General features: G+C 53.1%; 24 protein-coding genes, 1 pseudogene and 1 other annotated feature. All 25 genes and pseudogenes read right to left on the reverse strand.

Translation table 11 applies throughout. The features are described from left to right. Positions 1 to 17: 17 nt before the first annotated feature. Positions 18 to 488 carry a 30S ribosomal protein S7 gene (gene rpsG / locus BQ7382_RS06275; protein ID WP_077391272.1) on the reverse strand — a complete coding sequence of 157 codons (471 nt, stop codon included), beginning with the start codon at positions 486 to 488 and terminating at the stop codon, positions 18 to 20. Positions 489 to 593: 105 nt separating this feature from the next. Further along, positions 594 to 1,007 (reverse strand): 30S ribosomal protein S12, encoded by a 414-nt coding sequence (gene rpsL, locus BQ7382_RS06280; RefSeq protein WP_077391273.1) that lies wholly within the window; start codon positions 1,005 to 1,007, stop codon positions 594 to 596. A 222-nt stretch (positions 1,008 to 1,229) separates the two neighbouring features. Then, complete coding sequence (locus tag BQ7382_RS09675) at positions 1,230 to 5,264, reverse strand: DNA-directed RNA polymerase subunit beta' (RefSeq protein WP_077391274.1); 4,035 nt, start codon at positions 5,262 to 5,264, stop codon at positions 1,230 to 1,232. Between the two features lie 15 nt (positions 5,265 to 5,279). Beyond that, positions 5,280 to 9,131 (reverse strand): DNA-directed RNA polymerase subunit beta, encoded by a 3,852-nt coding sequence (gene rpoB, locus BQ7382_RS06290; RefSeq protein WP_077391275.1) that lies wholly within the window; start codon positions 9,129 to 9,131, stop codon positions 5,280 to 5,282. Positions 9,132 to 9,412: 281 nt separating this feature from the next. Next, a complete protein-coding gene (gene rplL / locus BQ7382_RS06295; protein WP_077391276.1) occupies positions 9,413 to 9,781 on the reverse strand; it encodes a 50S ribosomal protein L7/L12 in 369 nt (122 codons plus the stop codon). Positions 9,782 to 9,873: 92 nt separating this feature from the next. Beyond that, positions 9,874 to 10,410, reverse strand: coding sequence for a 50S ribosomal protein L10 (rplJ, locus tag BQ7382_RS06300; protein WP_077391277.1), 537 nt, complete (start codon positions 10,408 to 10,410; stop codon positions 9,874 to 9,876). Between the two features lie 67 nt (positions 10,411 to 10,477). Beyond that, positions 10,478 to 10,587 (reverse strand) — a sequence feature (ribosomal protein L10 leader region). 6 nt (positions 10,588 to 10,593) lie between these two features. Continuing rightward, positions 10,594 to 11,289, reverse strand: a complete 696-nt coding sequence (gene rplA / locus BQ7382_RS06305; protein WP_077391278.1) for a 50S ribosomal protein L1 — start codon at positions 11,287 to 11,289, stop codon at positions 10,594 to 10,596. A gap of 51 nt (positions 11,290 to 11,340) precedes the next feature. Next, a complete protein-coding gene (gene rplK / locus BQ7382_RS06310; protein ID WP_077391279.1) occupies positions 11,341 to 11,769 on the reverse strand; it encodes a 50S ribosomal protein L11 in 429 nt (142 codons plus the stop codon). Between the two features lie 16 nt (positions 11,770 to 11,785). Next, entirely contained in the window at positions 11,786 to 12,376 is a 591-nt protein-coding gene (gene nusG / locus BQ7382_RS06315; RefSeq protein ID WP_077391280.1) for a transcription termination/antitermination protein NusG, read from the reverse strand. 24 nt (positions 12,377 to 12,400) lie between these two features. After that, positions 12,401 to 12,709, reverse strand: a complete 309-nt coding sequence (secE, locus tag BQ7382_RS06320) for a preprotein translocase subunit SecE (protein WP_077391281.1) — start codon at positions 12,707 to 12,709, stop codon at positions 12,401 to 12,403. Positions 12,710 to 12,733: 24 nt separating this feature from the next. After that, entirely contained in the window at positions 12,734 to 12,883 is a 150-nt protein-coding gene (rpmG, locus tag BQ7382_RS06325; protein WP_077391282.1) for a 50S ribosomal protein L33, read from the reverse strand. 186 nt (positions 12,884 to 13,069) lie between these two features. After that, complete coding sequence (gene rlmB, locus BQ7382_RS06330; protein ID WP_077391283.1) at positions 13,070 to 14,035, reverse strand: 23S rRNA (guanosine(2251)-2'-O)-methyltransferase RlmB; 966 nt, start codon at positions 14,033 to 14,035, stop codon at positions 13,070 to 13,072. 72 nt (positions 14,036 to 14,107) lie between these two features. Next, positions 14,108 to 14,602, reverse strand: coding sequence for a dihydrofolate reductase (locus BQ7382_RS06335; protein ID WP_077391284.1), 495 nt, complete (start codon positions 14,600 to 14,602; stop codon positions 14,108 to 14,110). A gap of 12 nt (positions 14,603 to 14,614) precedes the next feature. Then, complete coding sequence (thyA, locus tag BQ7382_RS06340; protein ID WP_077391285.1) at positions 14,615 to 15,445, reverse strand: thymidylate synthase; 831 nt, start codon at positions 15,443 to 15,445, stop codon at positions 14,615 to 14,617. Beyond that, on the reverse strand, positions 15,442 to 15,915 hold the full coding sequence (locus BQ7382_RS06345; RefSeq protein WP_159437246.1) for a Mini-ribonuclease 3: 474 nt from the start codon (positions 15,913 to 15,915) through the stop codon (positions 15,442 to 15,444). The genes thyA and BQ7382_RS06345 overlap by 4 nt, the downstream gene beginning before the upstream one ends. Positions 15,916 to 15,948: 33 nt before the next feature. Then, entirely contained in the window at positions 15,949 to 17,349 is a 1,401-nt protein-coding gene (cysS, locus tag BQ7382_RS06350) for a cysteine--tRNA ligase (protein ID WP_077391287.1), read from the reverse strand. Between the two features lie 111 nt (positions 17,350 to 17,460). Further along, a complete protein-coding gene (locus tag BQ7382_RS06355; RefSeq protein ID WP_077391288.1) occupies positions 17,461 to 18,039 on the reverse strand; it encodes a chromate transporter in 579 nt (192 codons plus the stop codon). Continuing rightward, on the reverse strand, positions 18,036 to 18,647 hold the full coding sequence (locus BQ7382_RS06360) for a chromate transporter (protein WP_077391289.1): 612 nt from the start codon (positions 18,645 to 18,647) through the stop codon (positions 18,036 to 18,038). Before BQ7382_RS06360 ends, BQ7382_RS06355 begins: the two co-directional genes overlap by 4 nt. Before the next feature lie 145 nt (positions 18,648 to 18,792). Next, the gene (locus tag BQ7382_RS06365) at positions 18,793 to 20,580 is read right to left on the reverse strand and encodes a proline--tRNA ligase (protein WP_077391290.1); all 1,788 of its coding nucleotides are present in this window, start codon (positions 20,578 to 20,580) and stop codon (positions 18,793 to 18,795) included. Between the two features lie 2 nt (positions 20,581 to 20,582). Further along, positions 20,583 to 21,059, reverse strand: coding sequence for a 2-C-methyl-D-erythritol 2,4-cyclodiphosphate synthase (gene ispF / locus BQ7382_RS09835; RefSeq protein WP_334292957.1), 477 nt, complete (start codon positions 21,057 to 21,059; stop codon positions 20,583 to 20,585). A 15-nt stretch (positions 21,060 to 21,074) separates the two neighbouring features. After that, positions 21,075 to 21,806, reverse strand: a pseudogene (locus tag BQ7382_RS09840) (IspD/TarI family cytidylyltransferase); the annotation flags it as partial. 18 nt (positions 21,807 to 21,824) lie between these two features. Beyond that, positions 21,825 to 22,937 carry a PIN/TRAM domain-containing protein gene (locus tag BQ7382_RS06375; RefSeq protein WP_144082101.1) on the reverse strand — a complete coding sequence of 371 codons (1,113 nt, stop codon included), beginning with the start codon at positions 22,935 to 22,937 and terminating at the stop codon, positions 21,825 to 21,827. A 140-nt stretch (positions 22,938 to 23,077) separates the two neighbouring features. After that, positions 23,078 to 23,551 (reverse strand): CarD family transcriptional regulator, encoded by a 474-nt coding sequence (locus tag BQ7382_RS06380; protein WP_077391293.1) that lies wholly within the window; start codon positions 23,549 to 23,551, stop codon positions 23,078 to 23,080. A gap of 231 nt (positions 23,552 to 23,782) precedes the next feature. Beyond that, positions 23,783 to 25,255, reverse strand: a complete 1,473-nt coding sequence (locus BQ7382_RS06385) for a sensor histidine kinase (protein ID WP_077391294.1) — start codon at positions 25,253 to 25,255, stop codon at positions 23,783 to 23,785. Beyond that, complete coding sequence (locus BQ7382_RS06390) at positions 25,221 to 25,916, reverse strand: response regulator transcription factor (RefSeq protein ID WP_077391295.1); 696 nt, start codon at positions 25,914 to 25,916, stop codon at positions 25,221 to 25,223. Before BQ7382_RS06390 ends, BQ7382_RS06385 begins: the two co-directional genes overlap by 35 nt. Positions 25,917 to 25,941 lie beyond the last annotated feature (25 nt).

Here is a 25,941-nt window from a genome sequence, read left to right on the forward strand (position 1 = left end):
GTCAGGTATCTCATCAATTAATACCTGAAGTGTGCAAACGCCTTGTTAGCCTCAGCCATCTTGTGGGTGTCTTCCTTCCTCTTTACGGAAGCACCTGTGTTATTGGCTGCATCCATGATCTCATTCGCGAGTCTCTCGGACATGGTCCTCTCACTTCTGAGCCTTGTGAACTTAGTCAGCCATCTCAGAGCCAGAGTCTGCCTTCTGGCAGGTCTCACCTCGATCGGGACCTGGTAGTTTGCACCACCGATTCTTCTTGCTTTAACTTCCAGCACTGGCATGATGTTTGCCATCGCCTTTTCGAAAACTTCCAGAGGCTCCTCGCCGGTTTTCTCTTTGATCTGATCAAACGCATCGTAGACGATCCCCTGGGCTACGCCCTTCTTGCCGTCAAGCATAATGCTGTTTATCAGCTTGGCAACTACTACGCTGCCGTACACTGGATCTGGAAGTACTTCTCTCTTTGGCGTATTACCTTTTCTAGGCACTTCTCTTCCCTCCTTGCAACGCGGGGTACTCGGCGCGGCTTCCGACGCCGGCCGTGGCGCCTTAATATCTATATATTAAATATTAAGACAATATCCCGAAATCAACTACTTCTTTGGTCTCTTGGCTCCGTACTTGGAACGTCCCTGACCACGATTTGCAACACCGGCTGTATCCAGCGTTCCTCTTACGATATGGTATCTTACACCAGGGAGGTCCTTAACTCTTCCGCCCCTGATCAGTACGACGCTGTGCTCCTGGAGGTTGTGACCGATTCCAGGGATGTAAGCGGATACTTCCATACCGTTTGTCAGACGTACTCTTGCAATCTTTCTCAGAGCTGAGTTCGGCTTCTTAGGAGTTACAGTTCTTACTGCCACGCACACGCCTCTCTTCTGAGGGGAATTCACGTTGGTAAGAGTCTTCTTCAGAGTGTTCATGTTCTTACCAAGCGCAGGTGCTGTAGACTTCTTTACCGAGCTTGTTCTGCCCTGACGTACTAATTGATTGATAGTAGGCATTATTGTCTCCTTTCTTCAAAGATTTTTTATCAAGAAAACTCACGGGCCTCCTGGCCCGCAAGCTGTCTCGAACCGTTAAATTATAACAAGGCACACGACGGCCTGTCAATAAGGAAAAACCAGGCCCCGGCGATTTTTCTGCCGGCATAGCCTGGTCTCTTCTTGTCAAAGTAAAGCTTTATTGGAAAAGCCTTTTTCGTCTGTCACCAGCTTCGGCAATGCCTACTCCTGGTCCGGCGTCACCTCTGAAAGGCCCGTTGTATCGATGTGCCCGGATGTGAGGCCCTCGGTGATCTCCGCCAGTCCCTCGGAGGTCGTGCCCTCTTCAGACTTGACAGCATCGTCCTTGCTGTCGTACTGGCGCATCAGCGCTTCGTTTTCACCGTAGTCGACCTGGATGTTCCTGTAGCGCTTCATTCCGGTGCCCGCAGGGATCAGCTTTCCTATCATTACGTTCTCCTTGAGTCCGTTCAGATGGTCGGTCTTTCCCTTGATGGCAGCGTCTGTCAGCACTCTTGTGGTCTCCTGGAAGGAAGCCGCAGACAGGAATGAGCTCGTGGCGAGAGCCGCCTTGGTGATACCGAGAAGCACTCTCTCGTATGTCGCAGGCTCACCGCCGTTCTTCACAGCTCTTTCGTTGGCGCCCATCACCTCGAATCTGCTGTACATGCTTCCAGGCAGAAGTCCGGTGTCACCGGCCTTCTCGATCTTGTACTTGGAGAGCATCTGGCTGACGATGACCTCGATATGCTTGTCGTTGATATCTACACCCTGGCTCTTGTATACTCTCTGCACTTCCTTGAGCAGATAGTCATAAACTCCAGGCACTCCCAGGATCCTCATGATGTCGTGAGGATTGAGAGGTCCTCTCGTGAGAGGTGTTCCGGCGCGGACCTGGCTGCCCACACCAGGAATTATCCTGGCCCCGTAAGGGATCACATATGTCCTGCTGCCATCCTTCTCCTCGACTGTAAGGTCGGTCTTGTTGTCGTCTCTCGTCTCGATGGACGTAACCACACCGTCGGCCTCGCAGATCTCGGCGATACCCTTTGGCTTTCTGGCCTCGAACAGCTCCTCTACTCTCGGAAGACCCTGAGTGATGTCTCCTCCGGCAACTCCTCCTGTATGGAACGTTCTCATGGTCAGCTGTGTACCAGGCTCTCCGATGGACTGAGCGGCGATGATTCCGATGGCTTCACCCGGGAGCACCAGCTTGCCGGTAGCCATGTTCTTGCCGTAGCACTTGGCGCATACGCCTCTTCTGCTGTGGCAGGTCATGATGGACCTGATCTTGACAGACTCCACACCTGCTTTTTCTATTGCCTCGGCCTTATCATCATCGATGTATTCATTGACGTGTACAAGAACATTTCCGCTGGCGTCCGTGACGTCTTCCATGGCGAATCTGCCGGCGATCCTCTGAGAAAGCGGCTCGATCTTTTCATTGCCATCTGCAAAGGCGCGGATCTCGATACCCTCGTCAGTTCCGCAGTCGTCTTCCGTTACGATGACGCTGTGGGATACATCGACCAGCCTTCTGGTCAGATATCCTGAGTCGGCTGTACGGAGGGCTGTATCTGCCAGACCCTTTCTGGCTCCGTTTGACGAAATGAAGTAGTCCAGAATGGACAGACCCTCACGGAAGTTAGAAGTGATAGGTACCTCTACAGTGTGTCCTGTAGCGTTGGCCATCAGTCCTCTCATTCCTCCGATCTGACTGATCTGGCTCTTGTTACCTCTGGCTCCCGAGTTGGCCATGATGTACAGGTTGTTCGTCTCGCTGAGGGAGCTCATGAGGATGTCTGCGACCTTCTCGGTCGTCTCTCCCCAGATCTTGATGATCCTGTCGTATCTCTCGTCGGCGGTCATGAGGCCCTTGTCGTAGTAGCTCTGGTATAGCTCCTGTCTCTTGTTGGCCTCTGCGATGATAGGATACTTCTCCTGCGGGATCTCCATGTCGGAAACTCCGATGGTGACCGCCGCCTTTGTGGAATAGTGATATCCCATGGATTTGATGTAGTCCAGCATCAGGACCGTCTCGGTGTTCCCGTGGGTCTTGAAGCACTTGTCGATGATAGTGCCCAGGTTTTTCTTGCTGACCAGGAAATCGACCTCCAGGCCGAAGTTGTCCTTGCTCCTGTCCACAAAACCGATGTCCTGAGGAAGTCCCCTGTTGTAGATGAATCTTCCTACTGTAGACTCAACCAGGCGACCGTTGGTGTGATCGTCTGATCCGACTCCGAACATCCTCACCTTTACCTTGGCGTGAATGTCCAGGACTCCCGCCTGATAAGCCATCATCATCTCGTTGATGTCGGTAAAGCACTTTCCGTCTCCCTTTTCCGGGATCCTCTCGTAGGTGGTGGTGCTCACAACGGTGCCGTCCTCGATCACCTCGCCGTTCTTCATCTCTGATCTCAGCCTGGTGATGGTGACCACTTCGTTGGTGTTCGTCATCTCGCCGTCCACGGCGTCAACAGGCCACAGGTCGTATTTTACCTCAAATACTTCTTCGCCTGTCTTGTTCAGCTTGTTCTTGCCTTCCTTGATGTCTTTTCTGAACTCGCCGATCTCGATCTTGTGCTTGTTGTCAGTGTATTTTACGTCCTTGATGCGAGCGCCTTCTTTTCTCCTGTAGGCCTTTCTGTCCTCCTCTGTGAAGGTATCCATGGCATCCAGGACCGTCTCGTTGCCATCTGCGTCAACGATGGTCTTCTTGCTCCTGCCAGGATATGTCAGGTAGTAAGCTCCAAGGATCATGTCCTGAGTAGGTATCGTGATAGGCGATCCGTCCTTTGGCGCCAGGATGTTGTTCACGGAGAGCATGAGGAACCTCGCCTCGGCCTGTGCCTCCACGGAAAGAGGTACGTGAACGGCCATCTGGTCTCCGTCGAAGTCGGCGTTGAAGGCGGTACAAGCCAGCGGGTGCAGCTTGATGGCCTTGCCCTCTACCAGGACAGGTTCGAATGCCTGGATGCCCAGCCTGTGCAGTGTAGGGGCACGGTTCAGCAGAACAGGATGATCCTTGATCACGTAATCCAGAACGTCCCAGACCTCAGGCTTCACCTTCTCCACCATGGTCTTTGCGCTCTTGATGTTGTGAGCGAGGCCTCTCTCCACCAGGACCTTCATGATGAACGGCTTGAAAAGCTCGAGAGCCATGGTCTTAGGCAGTCCGCACTGGTAGAACTTCAGCTCCGGTCCTACTACGATTACCGAACGGCCGGAATAATCTACACGCTTGCCCAGCAGGTTCTGACGGAAACGTCCCTGCTTACCTTTCAGCATGTCGGACAGCGATTTAAGCTGTCTTCCTGCAGCGCCTGTTACCGCTCTTCCTCTTCTGCCGTTATCGATGAGGGAATCTACAGATTCCTGGAGCATCCTCTTCTCGTTCCTGATGATGATGTCAGGAGCTCCGAGCTCGAGGAGCTTCTTCAGACGGTTGTTTCTGTTGATGACCCTTCTGTACAGGTCATTCAGGTCGGATGTTGCGAATCTGCCTCCATCCAGCTGTACCATCGGACGGAGATCCGGCGGGATCACAGGGACCACGTCGAGTATCATCCACTCAGGCCTGTTTCCAGACTTGTTGAAGGCCTCGATGACCTCCAGCCTTCTCACAAGCTTGATCCTCTTCTGTCCGGAAGCCTTTTCCAGCTGCTCTCTCAGCTCTCCGGCGAGCTTCTCCGTGTCAACGTCTGAGAGCAGCTTCTTGATAGCCTCTGCTCCCATAGCTGCCTGGAAGTTCTTGCCGTAGATCTCGCGAGCTTCGTTGTACTGATTTTCCTCGATGATCTCCTTGTATTCAAAAGGAGTGTCACCAGGATCAGTTACTATATATGATGCAAAATAGAGAACTCTCTCCAGGTTCTTAGGCGTGATGTCCAGCACCAGTCCGATCCTTGAAGGGATCCCCTTGAAATACCAGATATGAGAAACAGGAGCCACCAGGCTGATGTGGCCCATTCTCTCTCTTCTAACCTTGGACTTGGTCACTTCGACGCCGCAGTAAGGGCATACGAGTCCCTTGTAGCGTATCTTATTGTACTTGCCGCAGGCGCAGGTCCAGTCTTTTGTAGGTCCGAATATCTTCTCGCAGAAAAGTCCGTCCCTTTCAGGTTTGAGGGTTCTGTAGTTGATGGTCTCCGGCTTCGTCACCTCTCCGTGGGACCACTCCAGCATTTTCTCAGTCGATGCCAATTTGATCTGCAGAGACTCGAAATTCCTCAGATCGTAATTGTTATCTTTGTTCATGCTTCCTCCCTTTTGTTAGTTGTCAATATCGGACTCGTTTCCGCCGATGTACTTGTCTATATCCTCGATGGATCCCGTTACATCTTCGTCATCGATATCATCCAGATCGTCTGCATCGTCGTCGGCCTCGAGACCTGCCTGAGCCTTCTCGTCGAACTGCTTTTCCAGTTCGCTGTCGTCCGGCTCGCGATCCTCGTCGTCGTCCTCGTCAGACTGTGCTGCCAGGGCTTCTGCGGCAGCTTCCTTTCTGGCGCGCTCTTCCTCTCTGGCCTCTTCTCTGGCTTTCTTCGCCTCTGCCTGCCTGTCGGCTTCCTTCAGCATGCGGTCAACAGTTGCGGCATCGTCGTATTCGGAGGTCTCTCTCAGCTTGATCTCCTTGTTGTCTCCGGACATTACTCTGACGTCCAGAGCCAGCGCCTGGAGTTCCTTGATCAGTACCTTGAAGGACTCAGGAATGCCTGGTTCAGGGATGTTCTCGCCCTTGACGATAGCCTCATATGTCTTTACACGACCGATGATGTCGTCAGACTTTACCGTGAGGATCTCCTGCAGGGTAGATGCGGCACCGTAAGCTTCCAGTGCCCACACCTCCATCTCTCCGAATCTCTGGCCGCCGAACTGGGCTTTTCCTCCCAGAGGCTGCTGAGTTACCAGAGAATATGGACCTGTGGATCTGGCGTGGATCTTGTCGTCTACCAGGTGGTGCAGCTTGAGCATGTACATGTATCCGACTGTTACAGGATGGTCGAAATACTCTCCCGTCCTGCCGTCTCTCAACCACAGCTTTCCGGATCTGTCATATCCGGTCTCCTCCAGGAGATCCTGGATGTCGCTCTCCTTGGCTCCATCGAATACCGGCGTGGAGATGTACCAGCCCTTTGCCTTTGCGGCGAGACCAAGGTGGACCTCCAGTACCTGTCCGATGTTCATTCGTGAAGGCACGCCCAGAGGATTCAGCATTACCTGCAATGACTCGCCGTCGTCCTTGAATGGCATATCCTCCTCAGGAAGGATCCTGGAAATAACGCCCTTGTTTCCGTGACGGCCTGACATCTTGTCTCCGACTCTTATCTTCCTCTTTGTAATGATGTAGACCCTTACGATCTTGTTCACGCCCGGCGGCAGCTCGCTCGCCCCGTCCTCTCTGGAGAATGTTTTTACATCGACTACGATGCCCTCTTCTCCGTGAGGAACTTTCAGGGACGTATCTCTCACTTCCTTAGACTTCTCTCCGAAGATAGCTCTCAGTATCCTGATCTCGGCGGAGAGATCTGTTTCACTCTTAGGTGTCAGCTTTCCTACCAGGATGTCGGATGACTTCACCTCGGCTCCGACTCTGATGATACCGTTCTCGTCCAAGTCCTTCAGAGCGTCCTCGCTGATGTTAGGGATATCTCTTGTGATCTCCTCTGCACCCAGCTTGGTGTCTCTGGCCTCGCACTCGTATCTCTCAACGTGCAGGGATGTGAGCACGTCGTCCATGAGCAGACGCTCATTCAGGACGATAGCATCCTCGTAGTTGTAGCCTTCCCAGGTCATGTAACCAACAAGGAGGTTCTTTCCCAGGGAGATCTCTCCCAGGTTTGTGGAAGGACCGTCTGCGATGACCTCGTTTTCCTCTATGTGCTCTCCGTAGGATACGATAGGCCTCTGGTTGATGCAGGTGCCCTGGTTGGACCTCTTGAACTTCAGCATCTTATACTGATCAACCGTCCCGTCGTCGTCTCTTCTGATCTTGATGAACTGTGCATCAACGAACTCGACAACACCTGCGTGTTTTGACAGTACCACGGCTCCCGAGTCGCAGGCAGCTTTGTACTCGATACCTGTTCCTACGTAAGGCGCCTCTGTCATGAGGAGCGGCACTGCCTGCCTCTGCATGTTGGAACCCATCAGGGCACGGTTGGCGTCGTCGTTCTCCAGGAACGGGATCATGGCTGTAGCCACGGATACTACCTGCTTAGGAGAAACGTCCATGTAGTCGACTTCAGAGCGCGGCACCATGGTGATCTCGCCGCTTACGCCTCTCACCGCCACCTTCTGGTTCACGAATCTGTCGTTTTCGTCCAGAGGCTCGTTGGCCTGTGCTACGATCATCAGCTCCTCGTCGTCAGCAGACAGGTAATCCACCTGCTTGGTTACGATGCCGGTCTCCTTGTCTACCTTTCTGTAAGGCGTCTCGATGAACCCGTATTCATTGATCACTCCGTATGTGGTCAGAGATCCGATCAGTCCGATGTTAGGACCTTCCGGCGTCTCTACCGGACACATTCTTCCGTAGTGAGAATAGTGTACGTCTCGAACCTCGAATCCGGCTCTCTCTCTCGACAGACCGCCAGGTCCAAGTGCGGACAGTCTCCTCTTGTGAGTCAGCTCCGCCAGAGGATTGTTCTGGTCCATGAACTGAGACAGCTGAGAGCTTCCGAAGAACTCTCTCACTGCGGCAGTGATCGGCCTGATGTTGATGACCTGCTGAGGCGTTGCATTCTCGGTGGTCATCCTCTCTCTTACGGCCTTCTCCATCCTGGCAAAGCCGATGCGGAACTGGTTCTGGAGCAGCTCTCCCACAGTTCTCAGTCTTCTGTTGCCCAGGTGGTCGATGTCATCTGTCTTGCCCAGGCCGAAGTTCAGGTTCAGCATGTAGCTGACAGATGCGATGATGTCCTCGATGATGATGTGCTTTGGAGAAAGCTCGTGCTTTCTCGCAGCCATAGCCGCCCTGATGTCCTCGTCGTTATCGTTCTCGTCAAGGATCTCCTTGAGCACCGGATAGAAGACTTTTTCGGACAGCTTAAGAGGCTTGAGGTCAAAATCCACGTACTTGCCAGGATCAACGAAGTTGTTTCCTATCACCTTCGTGGTCTCGTGCTCGTGCTGCTTGCTCTTTACCTCAACGGATTCAACACCGGCATCCTCTATGATCATCGCCATCTCACGGCTGATCACCTGGCCTTCTTCCACCAGGACCTCACCGCTGTTAGGGTCTATGACATCCTGTGCGGCGATGGCGTCTACGAGACGGTCGTGGATGCCCAGCTTCTTGTTGTATTTGTATCTGCCCACCTTGGCAAGGTCATACCTTTTAGGATCGAAAAGGAGGGCGTTGAGCATGGACTTCGCATTCTCAACTGTCGGCGGTTCTCCAGGTCTCAGCCTTCTGTAGATCTCCTTCAGACCGTCATCTGTGTCCTTCGCGCTGTCCTTCTCAAAGGTGCTCATCAGTCTCGGGTCATCACCGAACACATCCAGGATGTCCTTGTTCGTGCTCAGGCCAAGGGCTCTCAGGAATGTGGTGATAGGCAGCTTCCTCTGCCTGTCCACTCTGGCGTAAAGGATACCGTTGGAGTCTGTCTCGTACTCGAGCCAGGCACCCCTGTTAGGGATGATCTGGGCGGAGAACAGGCTCTGGTTGGACTTGTCCACCTCAACGTCAAAATAAGGTCCCGGGGAGCGGACCAGCTGTGTGACGATGGCTCTCTCGGCACCGTTATAGATGAACGTGCCTTTCTCTGTCATCAAAGGGAACTCTCCCATGAATACATCCTGCTCCATTATGGCGCCCGTATCCATGTTCTTGAGTCTTACCTTTACAGTTAAGGAAGTGGCGTAAGTAGCCTCTCTGTCCTTGCATTCTTCCTGACTGTACTTTGGTGTATCAGAAAAGGAATAATCTGTGAAAGAGAGGCGGAGCGTGTTCGTCGTATCCCATATAGGAGAAACGTCCTCCAGCACCTCGGCAAGGCCTTCCTTGACGAACCACTCGTAGGATTTCGTCTGGATATCAATGAGGTTCGGCATCTCGCAAACTTCATTGATCTTGGCGAAGGTCATGCGCTCTTTCCTTCCGACTTTTACAGGTTTTGGCATGTTATTACTCCTTGTTGAATTATAACTTTTCGACTCTATAGCGACTTACAATTATATTGAAATCAGTTCTATTATTCAACAGAATTTTCACGGAAAATGATGTTTATTTTATCGCACATATGCATTTTCCCCGAACCCCCCGGCCTTCAAAAATCACGTCAGTCCCGGGGCCGTGCCCGGTGATTGCGGGGAATGTGAGGAAAGTGCATATATATACGAATATACGAAAAAATTGAACCCTGTAAAAACAGGGTTCAATTCGTTCCTTGTTTTTATCCGAACTACTTCAGCTCTACAGTAGCACCAACCTCTTCCAGGGATGCCTTCAGAGCCTCAGCCTCAGCCTTCTCGATGTTCTCCTTGATGTTGGATGGAGCCTCATCTACCAGAGCCTTAGCCTCCTTCAGACCAAGGCCGGTAGCCTCTCTTACAGCCTTGATGACCTTGATCTTGTTGTCGCCGATCTCCTTCAGAACGACAGTGAACTCTGTCTGCTCCTCAGCGCCGCCGTCTGCTGCTCCACCTGCTGCAGGTGCTACTGCTACTGCTGCAGCGGATACGCCGAACTCTTCCTCACAAGCCTTAACCAGCTCGTTGATCTCAAGCAGTGTCATACCCTTCAGGGCTTCAATGATCTGATCCTTATCCATTGTAAATTTCCTTTCTTTATAAAATTTATGTGGCCGCACTCACATGTGCGGTACTTATGAAACGCATTCTGTTAAATGGACAGAACGCCGGCCTATGCCTCTGCTGCCTCCGCTGTCTCCGGAGCATCGGCGCTTCCTTCCTCGCCGTTGTCCACAACAGCCTGGAGTGTTCTGACGAACTTGGAAATAGGTGCCTTGACACTTCCCATGAAGCGGGCGATGAGCTCCTCTCTTGATGGGATCTCTGCCAGAGCCTGTACCTGTGCTGCGTCCAGAACTGCTCCGTCCAGAACGCCGCCCTTGAATGCCATCTTCTTGTACTTCTTGATGGCCTTGTCCAGGATCCTTGCAGATGCTGTCGGGTCATCAGAGCAGAATGCCAGAGCACTGGAGCCCTTCAGGCAGTCGCCCAGAGCCTCGTATTCTGTTCCCTCAATAGCGCGCTTAACAAGTGTGTTCTTATATACAGTAAACTGTACGCCGGCCTCTCTGAGTTCTTTTCTCAGAGCGTCTGCCTCAGCTACCGTGATACCCAGGTAATCAACTACGACTACGGAAGACGCATTGCTGAATCTTTCCTTGATCTCGTCGATGATAACCTGCTTAGCTGCTTTTGCTTCTACAGACATTTTATCTCCTTTCCTGAACGGAGATCTCCGTCCAAATTTTGATTGTCGACCTTGTCACCATACCTGGTGTGGGGTACAAAAAACCTCGCAAGGATAACTGCGAGGCGATCTATATTGTACCTCGGCGGGAAATTAAGCGTTCGCACCCGCTGTCTACAGTTGGTATTCCGTTGTCATCACTGATTAGCCCAGTGAAGCTGTGTTGATCTTTACTCCAGGTCCCATGGTGGAAGCTACGGTCACGCTCCTGAAATACTGACCCTTGGCTGTTGAAGGCTTAGCCTTAGCGATAGCCGAGATCAGTGCGTTTGCGTTCTCCGTGAGCTGCTCCTCTGTGAAAGAAGCCTTTCCGATGATAACGTGGATGATGTTGGCCTTGTCGAGACGATACTCCACCTTACCGGCTTTGATATCCTCGAGAGCCTTTGTCAGGTCCATCGTAACTGTGCCGGACTTAGGGTTTGGCATCAGTCCCTTAGGTCCCAGCACTCTACCAAGACGTCCAACAACTCCCATCATGTCAGGAGTAGCAACTACTGCATCGAAGTCGAACCAGTTCTCTTTCTGGATCTTCTCCGCCATGTCCTCAGCACCTACGTAATCAGCGCCTGCAGCCTCGGCCTCCTCAGCCTTAGGTCCCTTAGCAAACACCAGGACCTTCTTGGACTTACCTGTTCCGTGAGGAAGAACTGTAGCACCTCTTACCTGCTGATCTGCGTGTCTTCCGTCTACACCCAGACGGATGTGGAGCTCAACGGTCTCGTCGAACTTCGCGCTGCTGGTCTTTTTTGCAAGACTTACAGCCTCTGCAACGCTGTAGGTCTGTGTCTTGTCGAAAGACTCCAGAGCAGCGTTGAATCTTTTACTTCTCTTTGGCATTATTTCCTCCTTGTGGTACTGTCGGCAGCTCTTCGTCTGCCTCCCACTGAATTAGCCCTCTACTACTTCTACTCCCATGCTGCGGGCAGTTCCCTTGATCATGTCTGTAGCCGCCTCAAGTGAAGCTGCGTTCAGGTCAGGCATCTTTGTCTGAGCGATCTCCTGAGCCTGTGCAAGTGTGATCTTTGCGACCTTTGTCTTGTTAGGCTCTCCGGAAGCTGTCTCGATACCAGCTGCCTTCTTGATGAGCACTGCTGCCGGCGGAGTCTTGCACACGAATGTGAAGGACCTGTCTGTGTAGACCGTGATAACTACTGGAATGATCATTCCAGACTGGTTTGCTGTCTGAGCGTTGAACTGCTTGCAGAAGTCCATGATGTTGACGCTCTTCTGTCCCAGTGCCGGGCCTACTGGCGGTGCCGGAGTTGCTCCTCCTGCAGGGATCTGAAGCTTGATATAGCCGTCGATCTTCTTAGCCATTTTCTACTCCTTTCTTTTATAGTTTATCCACCTGCGAGAACTCGAGTTCCACAGATGTATCTCGACCGAACATCGATGCCTTCGCTTTTACGATCTGCTTTTCAGTGTTGATGTCCTCAACGATGGCCATGTGGCCCTCGAATGGACCGCTGACTATGCGGACCGTATCACCGACCTCGATATCCAGTTCGATGCGCATTTTCTCCATCCCCATTCTGACCACTTCTTCCTTGGTCAGAGGGATAGGATCGGATCCGTGTCCCACAAAACCAGTAACGCCCTCGGTGTTCCTCACCAGGTACCAGGTCTCGTTGGTCACGATCATCTTGATAACAACATAGCCCGGATACAGCTTCTTCTGCCTTACCTTCCTCTGGCCGTTCTTGATCTCCACCCTGTTCTCGGTAGGGATCGCGACCTCCAGGATCAGGTCCTGCATTCCGCGATACTCAACCATCCGCTCGATGCTGTCCTTGACCTTGTTCTCATATCCGGAGTATGTGTGTACGACATACCACTTGGCCGTGCCGTCACCACGCAGGCCTTCTCCTTCCAGCGGGGAAAGAGACGGTCTTACTTCCGTGCTGTTTTCGTTCAAATCTGCCATATAAAACTCCCGTTTCCTCTTCTATTAAGACATAGAAATACCCAGAACAGACCTGAGTAATGCAAGGAATCCGGTATCGATGAGCCAGAAGGCGACTGCAAAGACAGCGCACACGACGATAACTACCACGGTGCTCGTTCCCAGTTCCTCTCTGGTAGGCCATACGACCTTCATGAATTCCTGGCGCACTCCTCTGAAATAGCCACGCAGCCCACGCCCTTCTCTCTTCGTCTGGGCACGGCCTGCCGACGAGCCGTAGCTTGCCGCCCTGCTCACTGCCGACTTGCTGCTTCCGGACTTCTTTTTGCTGCCGTTGCTCTTGTTATTAGCCATAAAACCGCTCCGTTCCGAAATGAACTACTTTGTTTCCTTGTGAAGAGTCTCCTTACCGCAGAACTTGCAGTACTTCATGAGCTCGATCCTGTCCGGGTCGTTCTTCTTGTTCTTGGTTGTGTTGTAGTTTCTCTGCTTGCACTCTGTGCATGCGAGTGTGATCTTATTCCTCACGGTGATCTCCTCCTTAAATATGATTACCAGTGTTTTTCTATCTATTCTCGGTCAACTTAAAACACAGAGCGAATTTCAACTCGCTCCGCACCAGTATACATAAAGACGCTCAATAATGTTACTCTGACCGGAATTCAAAGTCAAGTTAATTTATTTCATTTTCAGTTTTTTCTGCGAGTCAGGTCCTCACATGTCCAGGAGGTCTCTCCTCCTGCGGATCTCATACATTATCACCGCGGCGGCATTTGACGCATTGAGAGAGTTGACCTTGCCGCAGAGAGGCATGGATACAGTAAAGTCGCACTTTTCCTTCACAAGTCTGCTGATGCCCTCGCCCTCGCTGCCGATGACGACGGCTATAGGCCCTGACAGGTCCGCCTTGTAGTAGAGCTGTCCTCCCATGTCGCAGGCCGCGATCCAAAGTCCCAGCTCCTTCAGATCCTCCAGTGTCTTGCTGATATTTGTGACCTTGACCACCGGCATGGTCTCGATGGCTCCGGCGGAGCTCTTAGCCGCGGTCCCGGTGAGGCCGCAGGCCCTTCTCTTCGGAATGATCACTCCGTGGGCACCTGCGCACTCCGCCGTTCTGATAATGGCACCAAGATTGTGGGGATCGTTGATCTCGTCCAGGACGATGAGAAAAGGATCCTCTCCTGACTCTTCCGCCCTGGTGAACACATCCTGTATCGTGGAATAACTGTACTGGGAGACTCTCGCCGCCACGCCCTGGTGCTTTTCGCCCCTGGCCATAATGTTTATGATCTCTCTGTCCACGAAGTCCACAGGGACACCGTTGTCTTTGGCCAGTCCGGCTATCTGCCTCACAGAGCCCTCGGTCCCCTTCGCGATGTATATGTGCTCGACCTCTCTGGATCCTCTGAGGGCCGCCAGGACCGGGTTCCTTCCGAACACTTTTTCCACGCCGTCATCGGCTATGGCCTCCCTGTCTCTCTGCAGATCGTCAGGGGCGTAGCCTCTGAGGTTTTCTCTGTCTCTGGATCCATCTCTGGATCCATCGCAGTAACGGGACCTGTCGCCGGCACTGCGATCTCTCCTGCGGCTGCCGGGATCCTGATTCTTTCCTTTTCTGACAGAACCGGCCAACTGCCGCTCCTGTCTTTCCTGTCTGTATTTGTTCTGTCCTTTACTCATTAAATTTCTCCGTGATCCGCGAATCTGTATATATCCGCATTGAAGCGATCCGTTCTGTTATTGCTAAGTCAGCTATTTTTTGATTTTTTCATAGGTACAGAACGTGTACTTTATGCCGTTTTCCTCGTGTACCGGGCTTTCTTCTGTGAGTCTGAAATCCGGATCCTCGTCCAGGTCCACCATGAAGGTGTCTGCGTTCAGATCCTCCTGGAGCCTTGTGACGTAGCACCTCTGGCAATCCTTGTAAAACTCTCTGTAGACGGAACCTCCGCCGATGATGAAGACTTTTTTCCCGCCGCACTCCTTCAGGGCTTCCGCCAGCTCCTCCCTGTCGTGGACCACGACGGCTCCCGGGGCATCATAGCCCGGCTGCCTGGTGATGACTATGTTGACGCGCTTTGGAAGGGGTCTTCCTCCAGGCATGCTCTCCAGGGTCTTGCGCCCCATCACCACCACTCCACCAGTGGTGGTCTCACGGAAGAACTTCATGTCCCCAGGCACCGATGCCAGGAGCCCGTTGTCTCTTCCTATGCCCCATCTGCTGTCCACTGCTACGATGAGATCCATTGATATACTCCTTTATATGGCGACTGGTATGTTCTTGATCTGAGGGTTTTTCTGGTAGTCCTCGATGATCAGGTCGTCCGTCGTAAAGCTGTAGAAATCCGTGACCTCAGGATCCAGACGCACCTTTGGTGCCGGGTACTGAGGCCTGGTTATAAGTTCTTTTACTATGTCCACGTGCCTGTCGTATATGTGAGCATCAGCGATGACGTGCACCAGCTCTCCGGCCTTGAGGCCGCTGACCTGCGCCATCATCATGAGGAGCAGGGAGTACTGGACCACGTTCCAGTTGTTCGCGGTGAGCACGTCCTGGGACCTCTGGTTCAGGATGGCGTTCAGTGTGTCCCCCTTCACGTTGAATGTCATGCTGTATGCGCACGGTTCCAGGTTCATCTCGCTCAAGTCCGCGAAATTGTACATATTGGTCATGATGCGCCTGGAGTACCTGTCGTTCTTGAGGAGCCACAGCACGTTGTCCACCTGATCCATCTCACCCTGCTTGAACTTGTATGGCACCTGGAGCTGATAGCCGTAGGCTTTGCCGATGCTGCCGCTCTCGTCGGCCCACTGATCCCAGATGTGGGAATTGAGGTCGTGGACGTTGTTGGACTTCTTCTGCCATATCCACAGCAGCTCGTCGAAGGCCAGTCTGATGGCAGTAGGTCTCAGCGTCAGAGCGGGGAACTCCTCCTGCAGGTCATACCTGTTCACCACACCGAAGTTCTTGATCGTATGTGCCGGAGTCCCGTCGGCCCACCTCGGCCTCACCGGGTACCCCTCGGTGCTGAACCCGTTGTCCAGAATGTCCTGGCACATGGCAACAAATTTTTCATCAGCCTTGCTCATTCCTGTCCTCTCCTGCTCTGTGAGTCCTCTCCACCTGCCGTCTCCTGCGTCTCAGCACCGCTGATGGCCTGCACGCCCTGGCGGTTCCTCCTGCCGTTTATCACGTGGATGGCCTCTGTTATCACCTGATCGAGCCTCTCGCGATCACCGCTCAGTTCCAGATACCCAAGAAGCGCTTCAAATCCCGTGGCCTGTTTGTATTTCCTCGGATCCACGTTCCTCGGATGGGAAGTGGTCCTGTGGTTCCTTCCCCGCTTCACGAGTCTTATCTCCTCGGGTGTGAGAAAATCCCTGCTCAGCTCCTTCACCGCCCGGGACTGACCTTCCGCCGAAACGTATTTCACCGCGGCCCGGTGCAGCCTGTCGGCGTTGTTCATGCCGTTTTCCACCAGCATCCTCCTGATGGCCACCTCGTAGACTGCATCCCCCAGAAACGCCAGCGTCGACGTATTAACATTATCTAAATTCATCATCTGATCTAAATTTCAGCCTTCCTGTCTCCATCAGTCCTTGATCAGCTGTGCGCCCTGAGGAGTGTCCTTCACCGTGTATCCCATGGCCTTCAGCTGATCCCTGATCTCGTCGGCCCTCGCCCAGTTCTTTGCCTTCCTGGCCTCCTGGCGCTCATCCACCAGAGCCTGAACGTCGGCACCGATCTGATCCACGTCGTCCACGTGCTGCATGATCCCCAGGACGTCGGTAAGCTCCCTGATCTTCTTCTCAGCCTCTGCGGCGAACTCCCTGGAGGCGCCGTCTCTCACGAAGACATTGATGTCAGACACCATCTCGAAGATCGCAGAAATGCCGTCGGCGGTGTTCAGGTCGTCGTCCATGGCCTCGATGAACATATCCCTGTATTTTCCGAGGGACTCCAGCTCCTTCTTCTCCTCGTCGGTGAGGCCCTGCGAACCGTTCTTTTCCAGGTGCTCCAGGGTCTCCACACAGGTCACGATCCTGCCGAGCCCCTGTTTGGCCTGCTCCATCAGCACATCGCTGAAGTTGATCGGGCTCCTGTAGTGGCCGGACAGCAGAAAGAAGCGGATGACGTCGCCGCTGTAGTGCTTTCTGATGTCTCTCACGGTGAAAAAGTTGTTCAGAGATTTGGACATCTTCACTCCGTCGATGGTGATGTATCCGTTGTGCATCCAGTATTTCGCAAAAGGCACTCCGTTGCACGCCTCGGACTGGGCGATCTCGTTCTCGTGATGCGGGAACTTCAGGTCCTGCCCGCCGCCGTGGATGTCGATGGTCGACCCCAGGTGCTTTCTGGCCATGGTGGAGCACTCGATGTGCCAGCCCGGTCTTCCCATGCCCCAAGGTGACTTCCAGGCGATCTCGTCAGGCTCCTTCTGTGCCTTCCACAGAGCGAAGTCCAGCGGATCTTTCTTTACCTCGCCGATGGCGATCCTGGCCCCCGACTCGAGGTCGTCAATGTTCTGCCCGGAGAGCTTGCCGTACTCATCGAATTTTCTCGTGGAATAATACACGTCTCCGTCGGCCTCATAGGCATATCCCTTGTCGATGAGGGTCTGAATAAATGCGATAATGTCGTCTATATGCTCCGATACCTTCGGGTGCACGTCAGCAGGTATTACGTTCAGCGCTTTCGCATCCTCGAAATACTCTTTTATATACTTCTCGGAGACCTCCGGTGCCGTGATCCCCTCTTCTCTCGCCCTGTTGATGATCTTGTCATCTACGTCAGTAAAGTTCTGGACGTACTTGACCTCGTATCCTCTCCAGATGAAATACCTTCTCAGTGTATCAAAGACCACAAACGGCCTTGCGTTTCCGATGTGAAAAAAATTGTATACTGTAGGTCCGCACACATACATCTTTACCTTGCCTTCTTCCAGAGGGACGAATTCCTCCTTCTTGCCGGTAAGGGAATTGTATACCTTCATAAGACTGCCTCCTTGTGTCAGACGTTTCCCGCCTGTAAAAAAATCTCAACCTGCATTATATAGGTGAACGCCGGTTCGAACAATAGCCTGTGTTCCTTGCACATGTAAAAGTCACGCTCCAAGCACCGCTCCGACGATCGCCATGACCACCAGGATCTTGATGGGGTCTTTCTTTGAAAAAATGAGAAGGACCATAGTTACTGCTGCGAGGGCTATCGAGACAACGTCTACAGACTGCGGAAGCATGGCCGTCAGTTCGTGGAAGTTGCTCCCCAGGTGGGCATCATTGAACACAACCGGCTTGCTGACCGTGAGAAACGCCGATGCGATGAGTCCGACAGCCGCAGGCCGGATGCCCGAGAGGGCTCCTTTAATGATCCTGCTGTTCTTGAACTTCTCCATCACCCTGCTGACCATTGAGATGATGACAAAGGACGGGACAGCGACCCCCGTTGTCGCCACTGCCGCGCCCAGGACTCCTGCGCTCATGAACCCCACAAAGGTGGCGGTGTTTATGGCGACCGGGCCCGGGGTGACCTGTGCAATGGCCACTATCTCGGCGAAGAGATCCGGAGTTATTTTCGCGAATTGCTGAATGCTGTCGTAGATCAGCTGGATGATGGCCAGCCCTCCTCCAAAGCCGAAGAGTCCTATTTTCATGAATGCCAGGAAAAGATGCAGATATATCATTTCTCATCCCCTCCCTTCTCTTTATTTTTTGAACCCCCGGGTACTTTTGCCTTCGTCATGGCATCCGGATCTATGGCAGGCCTTCCCGGAAAGAGAAATTCCTTAGCCACACCGATGGCCAGGAAAAGTATTATCACGTACACCACGCTTATCTTGCAGAATACTATCAGAACAAAGGCGCCTGTCGCGCAAACGGCGGAGAACCAGTCGATGACGGCCGTCCTGCCCACCTGCCACACAGCCAGGAGGACCAGCGCTGCAGCCGCAGCCTTGAGTCCGCCCAGTGCTCCCTGAATGTACACGTTTTCCTCGAATTCCGACAGGAACCTGGCGATCACCAGGATTATCACAAAGGATGGTATGATCACGCCAAGCGTTGCCACAAAGGCACCCGGAAGCTTCTTTTTCTTGTATCCGACGAATGTTGCCATATTCACGGCCAGGACGCCCGGAAGCCCCTGGCATATTGCGATGATGTCCACCATCTCGTCATCGCCGAACCACTTCAGCTCCTCGACCATCTTTTTTCTGAGGATAGGCACCATGGCGATCCCTCCGCCTATGGTGAATATCCCAAGCTTGAAAAATATCACGAAAAGTTCCCACATAATTTCCGTCTCTCTACGGGAAGATGCCAGTCCCTGTCTCCCCTATACGACAGAGTGCAGCTCCGTCCACGACGTCGCTGCACTCCATAGTCACGTATTGCCATTATTTCACCGGCCGTCCAAGTGTCCGGACAGCTTCAGGAGCCTATTTGATCTTGCGCCCGTTGTGATACTTGAACTCCGGCATCCTGATGTGGTCCGTGCCGAAGCGCTCGGCCTCCACCAGCTCCTTGGCCGCCTTGACGGCCTCGTCGGCCGAGATAACAGACATCTCCTGCTCTCTCCTCAGCTTGTACTCGACCATTCCGTCTCCGGCCTTCTTGCCCACGGTGATCCTGATAGGGCAGCCGATGAGATCTGCATCCTTGAACTTCACTCCTGGTCTCTCGTCTCTGTCGTCCACGACCACTTCAACGTTCTGCTTCTCCAGCTCTGCCTCCAGCTTTGCGGCCAGGGCCATCTGAGTCTCGTTCGAAGCGTCGATGACGGTGATCCAAACGTGGTATGGAGCGACAGATACAGGCCAGATGATACCGTCCTTGTCGTGATGCTGCTCGATAACGGCAGACATGGTTCTGGTGACGCCGATCCCGTAGCATCCCATCTCGTACTCGTGATCCTCACCGTCTTCATCCTTATAAGTCGCATTCATGGAGTGTGAATACTTCTTGCCCAGCTTGAAGATCTGGCCTACTTCGATACCTCTTGTGTGCTTTATCGGAGCTCCGCAATGAGGGCATGGATCTCCTGCCTGCAGCACCTTTACGTCGGTCACGATATCTCCGGTATAATCCCTGCCGTAGCAAACGCCCATGAGATGGTGGTTTTCTTTGTTAGCACCTGCGCACATATTGACCGTGCCGACAAGCTCGCTATCCACTACGACCTTGCAGTTCTGCAGGCCTACAGGGCCGGTGAACCCTCCTACGATGCCGGTGGCCGGTCCCATCTCGTCTTCGTTAGCGAATTCGATGTTGTGCTCCGGAATGCCCAGTGCGTTCACCAGCTTGATCATGTTCAGCTCTCTGTCTCCTCTGATGAATACGCAGACGTACTCGTCAGGATTCAGATCTCTGTCGTAGGTCACGAACATGAGGGCCTTGATGGATCTCTTCTCATCGATGTTCAGGAAGTTGCACACATCAGCGATGGTCTTGGTGCCAGGCGTGTAGACCTCTCTCAGCTCCTCCGGCTCTTCCTTTACCGGAACGTCATCTCTGCACTCTGCTCTCTCGGTCGTGGCCGCCATTCCGCATTCGGTGCAGTAAGCGATCTCACTTTCACCTACGTCAGACAGAGCGGAGAACTCGTGAGAGTTGCTACCTCCGATAGGGCCGTTGTCAGCCTCGATGATCCTGTAGTCCAGGCCGCAACGGTCAAACACGTTCTCATATGCGTGGTAGTACAGGTCGTAGCTGTAGTCCAGCATCTCCTGGTCGGCATCGAAAGAATAAGCATCCTTCATGATGAACTCTCTGCCTCTCATGAGTCCGAATCTAGGACGGGCCTCATCTCTGTACTTGAACTGGATGTGGTACAGCTGAAGAGGCAGCTCCCTGTAGGAAGATACCTCGTTCTTTACGAAATCAGTGAAAGCCTCCTCACAGGTAGGAGCCAGGCAGAACTCCCTGCCGTTCCTGTCCTTGATCCTCCACAGCTCTGGCCCGTATGCGTACCATCTGCCGGATTCCTTCCAGAGCTCTGCAGGGTTGACATGAGGCATGTGGAACTCCTCTCCACCGATCCTGTCCATCTCTTCTCTTACGATCTGCTCGATCTTTCTAACTGTCCTCCAGCCCATAGGCAGATAGGAATAGATCCCGGAGGCCATCTTCTTGATCATGTTGGCCCTCACCATCAGCTGATGGCTCACTATCTCCGCCTCCTTAGGCGCCTCTCTAAGTGTCTTCAGATGCTTGTCTGACAGTCTCATTGCTAAAATCTCCCTTCTATGGTAGCAGCCGCTATGGCCGCTATGCCCTCTTTCGCTCCTGTGAATCCCAGGCCCTCTGTCGTGGTGGCCTTGACGTTTACCGCCTCTTCGGGGATCTCCAGGGCTTCAGCTATCCTCTCTCTCATCTCGTCCTTGTATGGCGAGAGCTTAGGTTCCTGGGCGATGATCGTGAGGTCGATGTTCACGATGTCCCAGTCTCCTATTATCTTCTTCGTCTCCAGTAAAAGCTGGATGCTGTCTGCGCCGAGATACCGGTCATCCGTATCTGGAAAATGCTCTCCGATGTCTCCTTTGCCAGCCGCTCCGAGGAGCGCGTCCATGATGGCATGTGTGGCAACATCGGCATCGGAATGACCTAGCAGCCCGACGCTGCTGGGCACAGGAGTACCGCAGAGGATAAGTGGACGGCCCTCTGCAAACCTGTGTACGTCGAATCCCGTTCCTGTCCGAACAGTCATTGGAATATCCTTTCTGGTAGTGACTTTGATATTGCCAGGATCCCCCTGGATCAGAACCACCGGAGATCCTGCGTGCTGGACCACCGACGCATCGTCGGTACCCGTATACCCGTCTTTCTCCGCCTTCCTGTACGCATCGAGAACGACCGACAGCCGGAAGCTCTGAGGAGTCTGAACATTGTATACACGGCTTCTGTCCAAAACTTTGCTTTCCATTATAAGCCATCCACTATCGCTGCGCAAGGCGGGCGGACTCTCTGAAAACCGCATAGAATCAACGGATGGAGTAACCGTGCACACCGCATTGTATACTTTGAGAGCATCGATATTTCTGTTGATGATCTCCTGTGTCACCTCCGGGCGGGCCCCGTCGTGGACGAGCACCCCGACCTCCTCGGGGGCGAGCCCCTGTCCGGCCGCAAGCTCCATCACCTTCAGAAGCCCCCAGAGCACCGAAGCGCCACGATGGGTCCCGCCCCTGACAAGAGCCGCCCCCCTGCCTGTGGCGGCTCTGAGCGCGCGGTCCATTTCCCGGTACGGCTCGTCGCTCCCCTCAGCGGGTATCACCACCACCGTACCGGAAATGTTCTCATTATTTAAGAAGGGCAGGACAGTGCTCTCCAGCACTGTCCTCCCTTTGTAATTCAGCAGCTGCTTAGGCACTGCCGCCCCCATTCTGGTGCCCTTTCCCCCTGCGGGGATCACTGCCCAGAACGACTTTATCTTTCCTGATGATTCCTCTTTCATGATGTCTCACTTCAGTTTTCAGCTTCTGCCAGCACCGCTCCTCATGCTAATGCGGCCGAATATCATCTTTCCCGCAGACGTCTGGATAACGCTGGTCACGGTGATATTCACCTTTTCTCCGATCCTCTTCCTGCCGTCCTCGACCACTATCATGGTGCCGTCGTCCATGTAGCCGATGCCCTGAGACTGTTCCTTGCCTGCCTTCACGATATCCACTTCCATGGTCTCGCCAGGTATCACAGGCTGCTTCACAGCGTTGGCCAGATCGTTGATGTTCAGCACCTGGATGCCGTTGATACCGGCCACTTTGTTCAGGTTGTAGTCCGTGGTAAGCAGCTTGCCTCCCAGGTTCTGGGTCAGCTTCAGCAGCTTCACGTCCACCTCCGGGATCTCGTCCAGGACGGCTATCTTGGACGTGTTATAGATCTGGACCCCGTACTCCTGCTGGATCTTGTCCAGCACGTCCAGGCCTCTTCTGCCCTTGGCCCTCTTGAGGCTGTCCGAGGAATCGGCGATGTGCCTCAGCTCCACCAGGACGAAATCTGGGACGGCCACCGGGCCCTCCAGGAATCCCGTTGCCATGATGTCGGCGATCCTTCCGTCGATGACCACGCTGGTGTCCACGATCTTAGGCACGTTGTCGTTCTTTTTTCCCCTGTGGCCTCCCACGAGGCTTCCGATGATCGGCGCCGGCCCGTCGCTGAGCTTGCTCACTCCAATGGAAAAGCCCAGATATCCGCAGAAGATGTAGAGGATCATGGTGATTATGGCGTACCAGCCGCTGGACAGCACGGATCTGTAGGTCATAGATATGAGCAATGCGAGAATAAGTCCGGTAATAATGCCTGCAGTCCCTGCTATCACCTTTCTGCTGGATACTTCTTCCAGGTCTCTCCCGATGTTCAGCGTCACCTTAGCCCCTCTTCTGCTGATGGCAGGCGCAAGGAAATAGAAGGTAAAGCCGAACACGAAGATGCTGAGGATGAACATGCTGTAGTCGGTATTGGTCTCGAGGAGATCTCCTCCGCCCTTGTACGAAGGGTCGAACCAGATCTTCATAAGGTAGTAGAAAACGCCTCCTGCGATGCATCCCAGTACCACCATGAACATTGAATAGATCTTCTTAAACATTTTCTCACCTCCTTTCTGTATCTGACGTTCTGTTATAAAAAATCCGCAACAGGTATACCAAAGGGCACTTGCCGGTGTCCATACCGCCGCGGTGAGAATTAACATATTTGAAACGTGCGGGAGCTGTGCGGCCCGCGCATCTAGATGTGGCCCATGACCATGGATTCAGCCTCCTCCAGGCTTACGTCAGCTGCAAGCACCAGCTCGCTCTCCAGGATCTGTTTAGCATTGTTAAGGAGTTTGTTCTCACCGGTACTGAGCTTCTTGTTCCTGTCGCTCCTGACCAGGTCTCTCACCACTCCTGCCACGATATAGATATCTCCCGTCTTGAGCTTCTCCGTATTCTCTCTGAACCGCCTGTTCCAGTTTGACGGCATAGGCTGGGTCTCTCCCCCGAGGACCTCCATGACCTTCTGGATGTCGTCCCTTGAAATTATGGGGCGGACTCCCACCTTGCCGGAATTCTCCACAGGGATCATTACGTTCATCTTGCTGAAGGGAAGACTGAGAATGTAATAGCTCTCAGTTTCTCCGCCAGACTCACGGTGCTGTATGTCTGTGATCGTTCCTGCGCCCTGCATTGGATAAGCAATATTATCACCTATCTGGTACATCTCATACCTCCATTCATTAAAACTACGGGTACATTATATCAAAAGCAGAGCGCAAAAAGCAATTCTCAAAAATATAGAATTTTACTACAGTCATATACTCTATGTCAACACGGCGTGTTTTCAAAATCCCGTTTCAAAGTTTTTTAATAAACGCAAAAGGCCGCAGCGCGTCACTGCGCCACAGCCCTGTCTTTTTCCTTTGTTCCGTAAAAAGCCGCCGAGCACCCATCTCTACTTCCTCACTGTGTCCATCTCGAACCAGAAATCGGAGCCGCTCCCCTCTTTGGAATCCACTCCGTAGTCCGCATTGTGCAGGGTGAGGATGCCCTTCACGATAGAAAGTCCAAGGCCTGAACCCTCGATGTTCCTGTCGTGGTTCGCGCTGGTCCTGTAGTATCTGTCCCACACGTGGGAGATCTCGTCAGCAGGAATGCCCACGCCGTGGTCCACCACGTCGAACCTCACCTTCCGTCCGACCCGCTTCAGTTCGATCTTGATGTATTTCTTTTCCCCGCCATACTTGATGGCGTTGGAAATGTAGTTGGACATCACCTGCTTGAGTCTCTCCGGGTCTCCGAAGACCCACGTGGCCTTGCAGATGCTCACGTCGACGGTGTATCCCTGCTCGGACATCACCTTATAGGTGTCAGCCACCTCGCTGGCGGCCTCGGCGATGTTGAATTTCTCCTTGTTCAGCTCGAGTGTGTTGGACTGTAGCCTGGACACGGAAAGCATGTCTGTCACGAGTTTGTTCAGCCTGTCCGCCTCCTGGATTATCACGTGGAGGTGCTGCTTCCTCTTCACGGGATCGTCTCCCGAGATGTCATCGATCATCTCCGCATAGGACTTGATCATGGTCAGCGGTGTCTTCAGGTCGTGGGACACGTTGGCTATCAGGTCCTTCTGGTACGAATCGGTCTTCTGCATCTCATAGGATGCCGTGTTCAGGGTCCTCGCCAGCTCCTTGGTCTCGGTGAACATGCCGCCGTTGAACTTCACGTTGTAGTCACCGTGGGAAAGCTCGATGGCGGAATCCGTGATCTTCTCGATAGGCGAAGCCAGCCTGATGGACATGAGATACGCGAGCACCATGGCTATGACCATTGCGATGAAGGAAATATACACCAGCTGCTGGCGAAGGATGGATATTGTGGACCTAACCGGATAGAGCGGGGCGACCACGAAAAGCACGTTGCCATCGTCCTTGTCGCCGAGATAACTCACGTGCACAAGCCTGGAATATCCGCTGTTGTTGTTGTCTTTTACGATGACGGAAGCCGAGCTGAAGGAGCTCTGTCCCAGTTGCTCCCTGGCCGCCTGGATCTCCGGGCTGAAAGGAGCGAGGGATCCGTCCTGTTCAGTGCCGTTTTCGTAAATGGTAGTCGAATCAGGGGTCTCCACTCTTATCGTGACCCCATTGCTCAGGGAATAACGCAGAGCCTTGGAGGCAAATTTCTCAGGGCTCTTCTCATAGAGACTCTCCAGCGTATGTGAGGTCTGGTTGGTCTCCCTTATCTTCATCCTCTGATAGTAGTTATCAACGAAAAAGGTCTGGAGGCACCATATCAGCAGGATGAGAATAATGGCATACATCACAAAATAGAGCAGCGTCACCGTCTTGATGCTGCTCCTGTCCACCTTGGACTTGAATTTGTCTTTGAGGAATCCTTTACTTGTCCTTGTCCTTGTCGTCTTCGTACTCAAACTTATACCCTACTCCTCTGAGCGTCACGATGAAATTCCTGTAAGGTCCCAGGTTGTTCCTGAGGTTCTTGATGTGAGTATCGATGGTCCTGTCGTCTCCGAAGAAGTCGTATCCCCAGATATCTGAAAGCAGCTTGTCCCTGGAGAGGGCGATGTTCCTGTTCTGGATCAGGTAGAACAGCAGGTCGTACTCCTTAGGCGTGAGGTCCACCCTCTTGCCGTCCACGGAGATCGTCCTGGCCGCGAAGTTCACCTCCAGGCCGTCGAACTTCATGACGTTCGAGGTGGCCTGGTCGGATCCGCTCTTTCTGGTGAGGACAGCGTTGACTCTGGCCATCAGCTCCTTCGGGCTGAAAGGCTTCACAACGTAGTCGTCGATCCCCAGCTCGAAGCCGAAGAGCTTGTCGTACTCCTCGCCCCTGGCGCTGAGCATGATAACAGGGATGTCCTTTATTTTCTTGATCTCTTTGATTGCACTGAAGCCGTCCAGCTTCGGCATCATCACGTCCATGATGATCAGGTCATAGTCGTTCAGCTTGCACAGGCCGATGGCGCTCATGCCGTCCTCTGCCTCGGTGACCTCGTATCCGCTGAACTCAGCATATTCTCTGATGACCTCTCTGATCTTTGCTTCATCATCTACTACAAGAAGCTTTTTCATTTTCTTTTTATCTCCTTGATTATAG

Source organism: Mobilibacterium timonense (genome assembly GCF_900155555.1).
In the GTDB taxonomy this organism is placed as follows: Bacteria; Bacillota; Clostridia; order Peptostreptococcales; family Anaerovoracaceae; genus Allobaileyella; species Allobaileyella timonense.

What these genes read in the sequence shown, in the direction of transcription:
- rpsL (WP_077391273.1), bottom strand. Translation starts at nt 1,007, where the DNA reads ATGCCTACTATCAATCAATTAGTACGTCAGGGCAGAACAAGCTCGGTA.
- rplK (WP_077391279.1), bottom strand. Translation starts at nt 11,769, where the DNA reads ATGGCTAAGAAGATCGACGGCTATATCAAGCTTCAGATCCCTGCAGGA.
- rplJ (WP_077391277.1), bottom strand. Translation starts at nt 10,410, where the DNA reads ATGTCTGTAGAAGCAAAAGCAGCTAAGCAGGTTATCATCGACGAGATC.
- secE (WP_077391281.1), bottom strand. Translation starts at nt 12,709, where the DNA reads ATGGCTAATAACAAGAGCAACGGCAGCAAAAAGAAGTCCGGAAGCAGC.
- ispF (WP_334292957.1), bottom strand. Translation starts at nt 21,059, where the DNA reads ATGACTGTTCGGACAGGAACGGGATTCGACGTACACAGGTTTGCAGAG.
- BQ7382_RS06365 (WP_077391290.1), bottom strand. Translation starts at nt 20,580, where the DNA reads ATGAGACTGTCAGACAAGCATCTGAAGACACTTAGAGAGGCGCCTAAG.
- BQ7382_RS06335 (WP_077391284.1), bottom strand. Translation starts at nt 14,602, where the DNA reads ATGGATCTCATCGTAGCAGTGGACAGCAGATGGGGCATAGGAAGAGAC.
- cysS (WP_077391287.1), bottom strand. Translation starts at nt 17,349, where the DNA reads ATGAAGGTATACAATTCCCTTACCGGCAAGAAGGAGGAATTCGTCCCT.
- BQ7382_RS06380 (WP_077391293.1), bottom strand. Translation starts at nt 23,551, where the DNA reads ATGTACCAGATAGGTGATAATATTGCTTATCCAATGCAGGGCGCAGGA.
- BQ7382_RS06355 (WP_077391288.1), bottom strand. Translation starts at nt 18,039, where the DNA reads ATGATATATCTGCATCTTTTCCTGGCATTCATGAAAATAGGACTCTTC.
- BQ7382_RS06345 (WP_159437246.1), bottom strand. Translation starts at nt 15,915, where the DNA reads ATGAATTTAGATAATGTTAATACGTCGACGCTGGCGTTTCTGGGGGAT.
- rpoB (WP_077391275.1), bottom strand. Translation starts at nt 9,131, where the DNA reads ATGCCAAAACCTGTAAAAGTCGGAAGGAAAGAGCGCATGACCTTCGCC.
- thyA (WP_077391285.1), bottom strand. Translation starts at nt 15,445, where the DNA reads ATGAGCAAGGCTGATGAAAAATTTGTTGCCATGTGCCAGGACATTCTG.
- BQ7382_RS06375 (WP_144082101.1), bottom strand. Translation starts at nt 22,937, where the DNA reads ATGTTTAAGAAGATCTATTCAATGTTCATGGTGGTACTGGGATGCATC.
- rplL (WP_077391276.1), bottom strand. Translation starts at nt 9,781, where the DNA reads ATGGATAAGGATCAGATCATTGAAGCCCTGAAGGGTATGACACTGCTT.
- rplA (WP_077391278.1), bottom strand. Translation starts at nt 11,289, where the DNA reads ATGCCAAAGAGAAGTAAAAGATTCAACGCTGCTCTGGAGTCTTTCGAC.
- rlmB (WP_077391283.1), bottom strand. Translation starts at nt 14,035, where the DNA reads ATGAGTAAAGGACAGAACAAATACAGACAGGAAAGACAGGAGCGGCAG.
- BQ7382_RS06390 (WP_077391295.1), bottom strand. Translation starts at nt 25,916, where the DNA reads ATGAAAAAGCTTCTTGTAGTAGATGATGAAGCAAAGATCAGAGAGGTC.
- BQ7382_RS06360 (WP_077391289.1), bottom strand. Translation starts at nt 18,647, where the DNA reads ATGTGGGAACTTTTCGTGATATTTTTCAAGCTTGGGATATTCACCATA.
- nusG (WP_077391280.1), bottom strand. Translation starts at nt 12,376, where the DNA reads ATGGCAGATTTGAACGAAAACAGCACGGAAGTAAGACCGTCTCTTTCC.
- BQ7382_RS09675 (WP_077391274.1), bottom strand. Translation starts at nt 5,264, where the DNA reads ATGAACAAAGATAACAATTACGATCTGAGGAATTTCGAGTCTCTGCAG.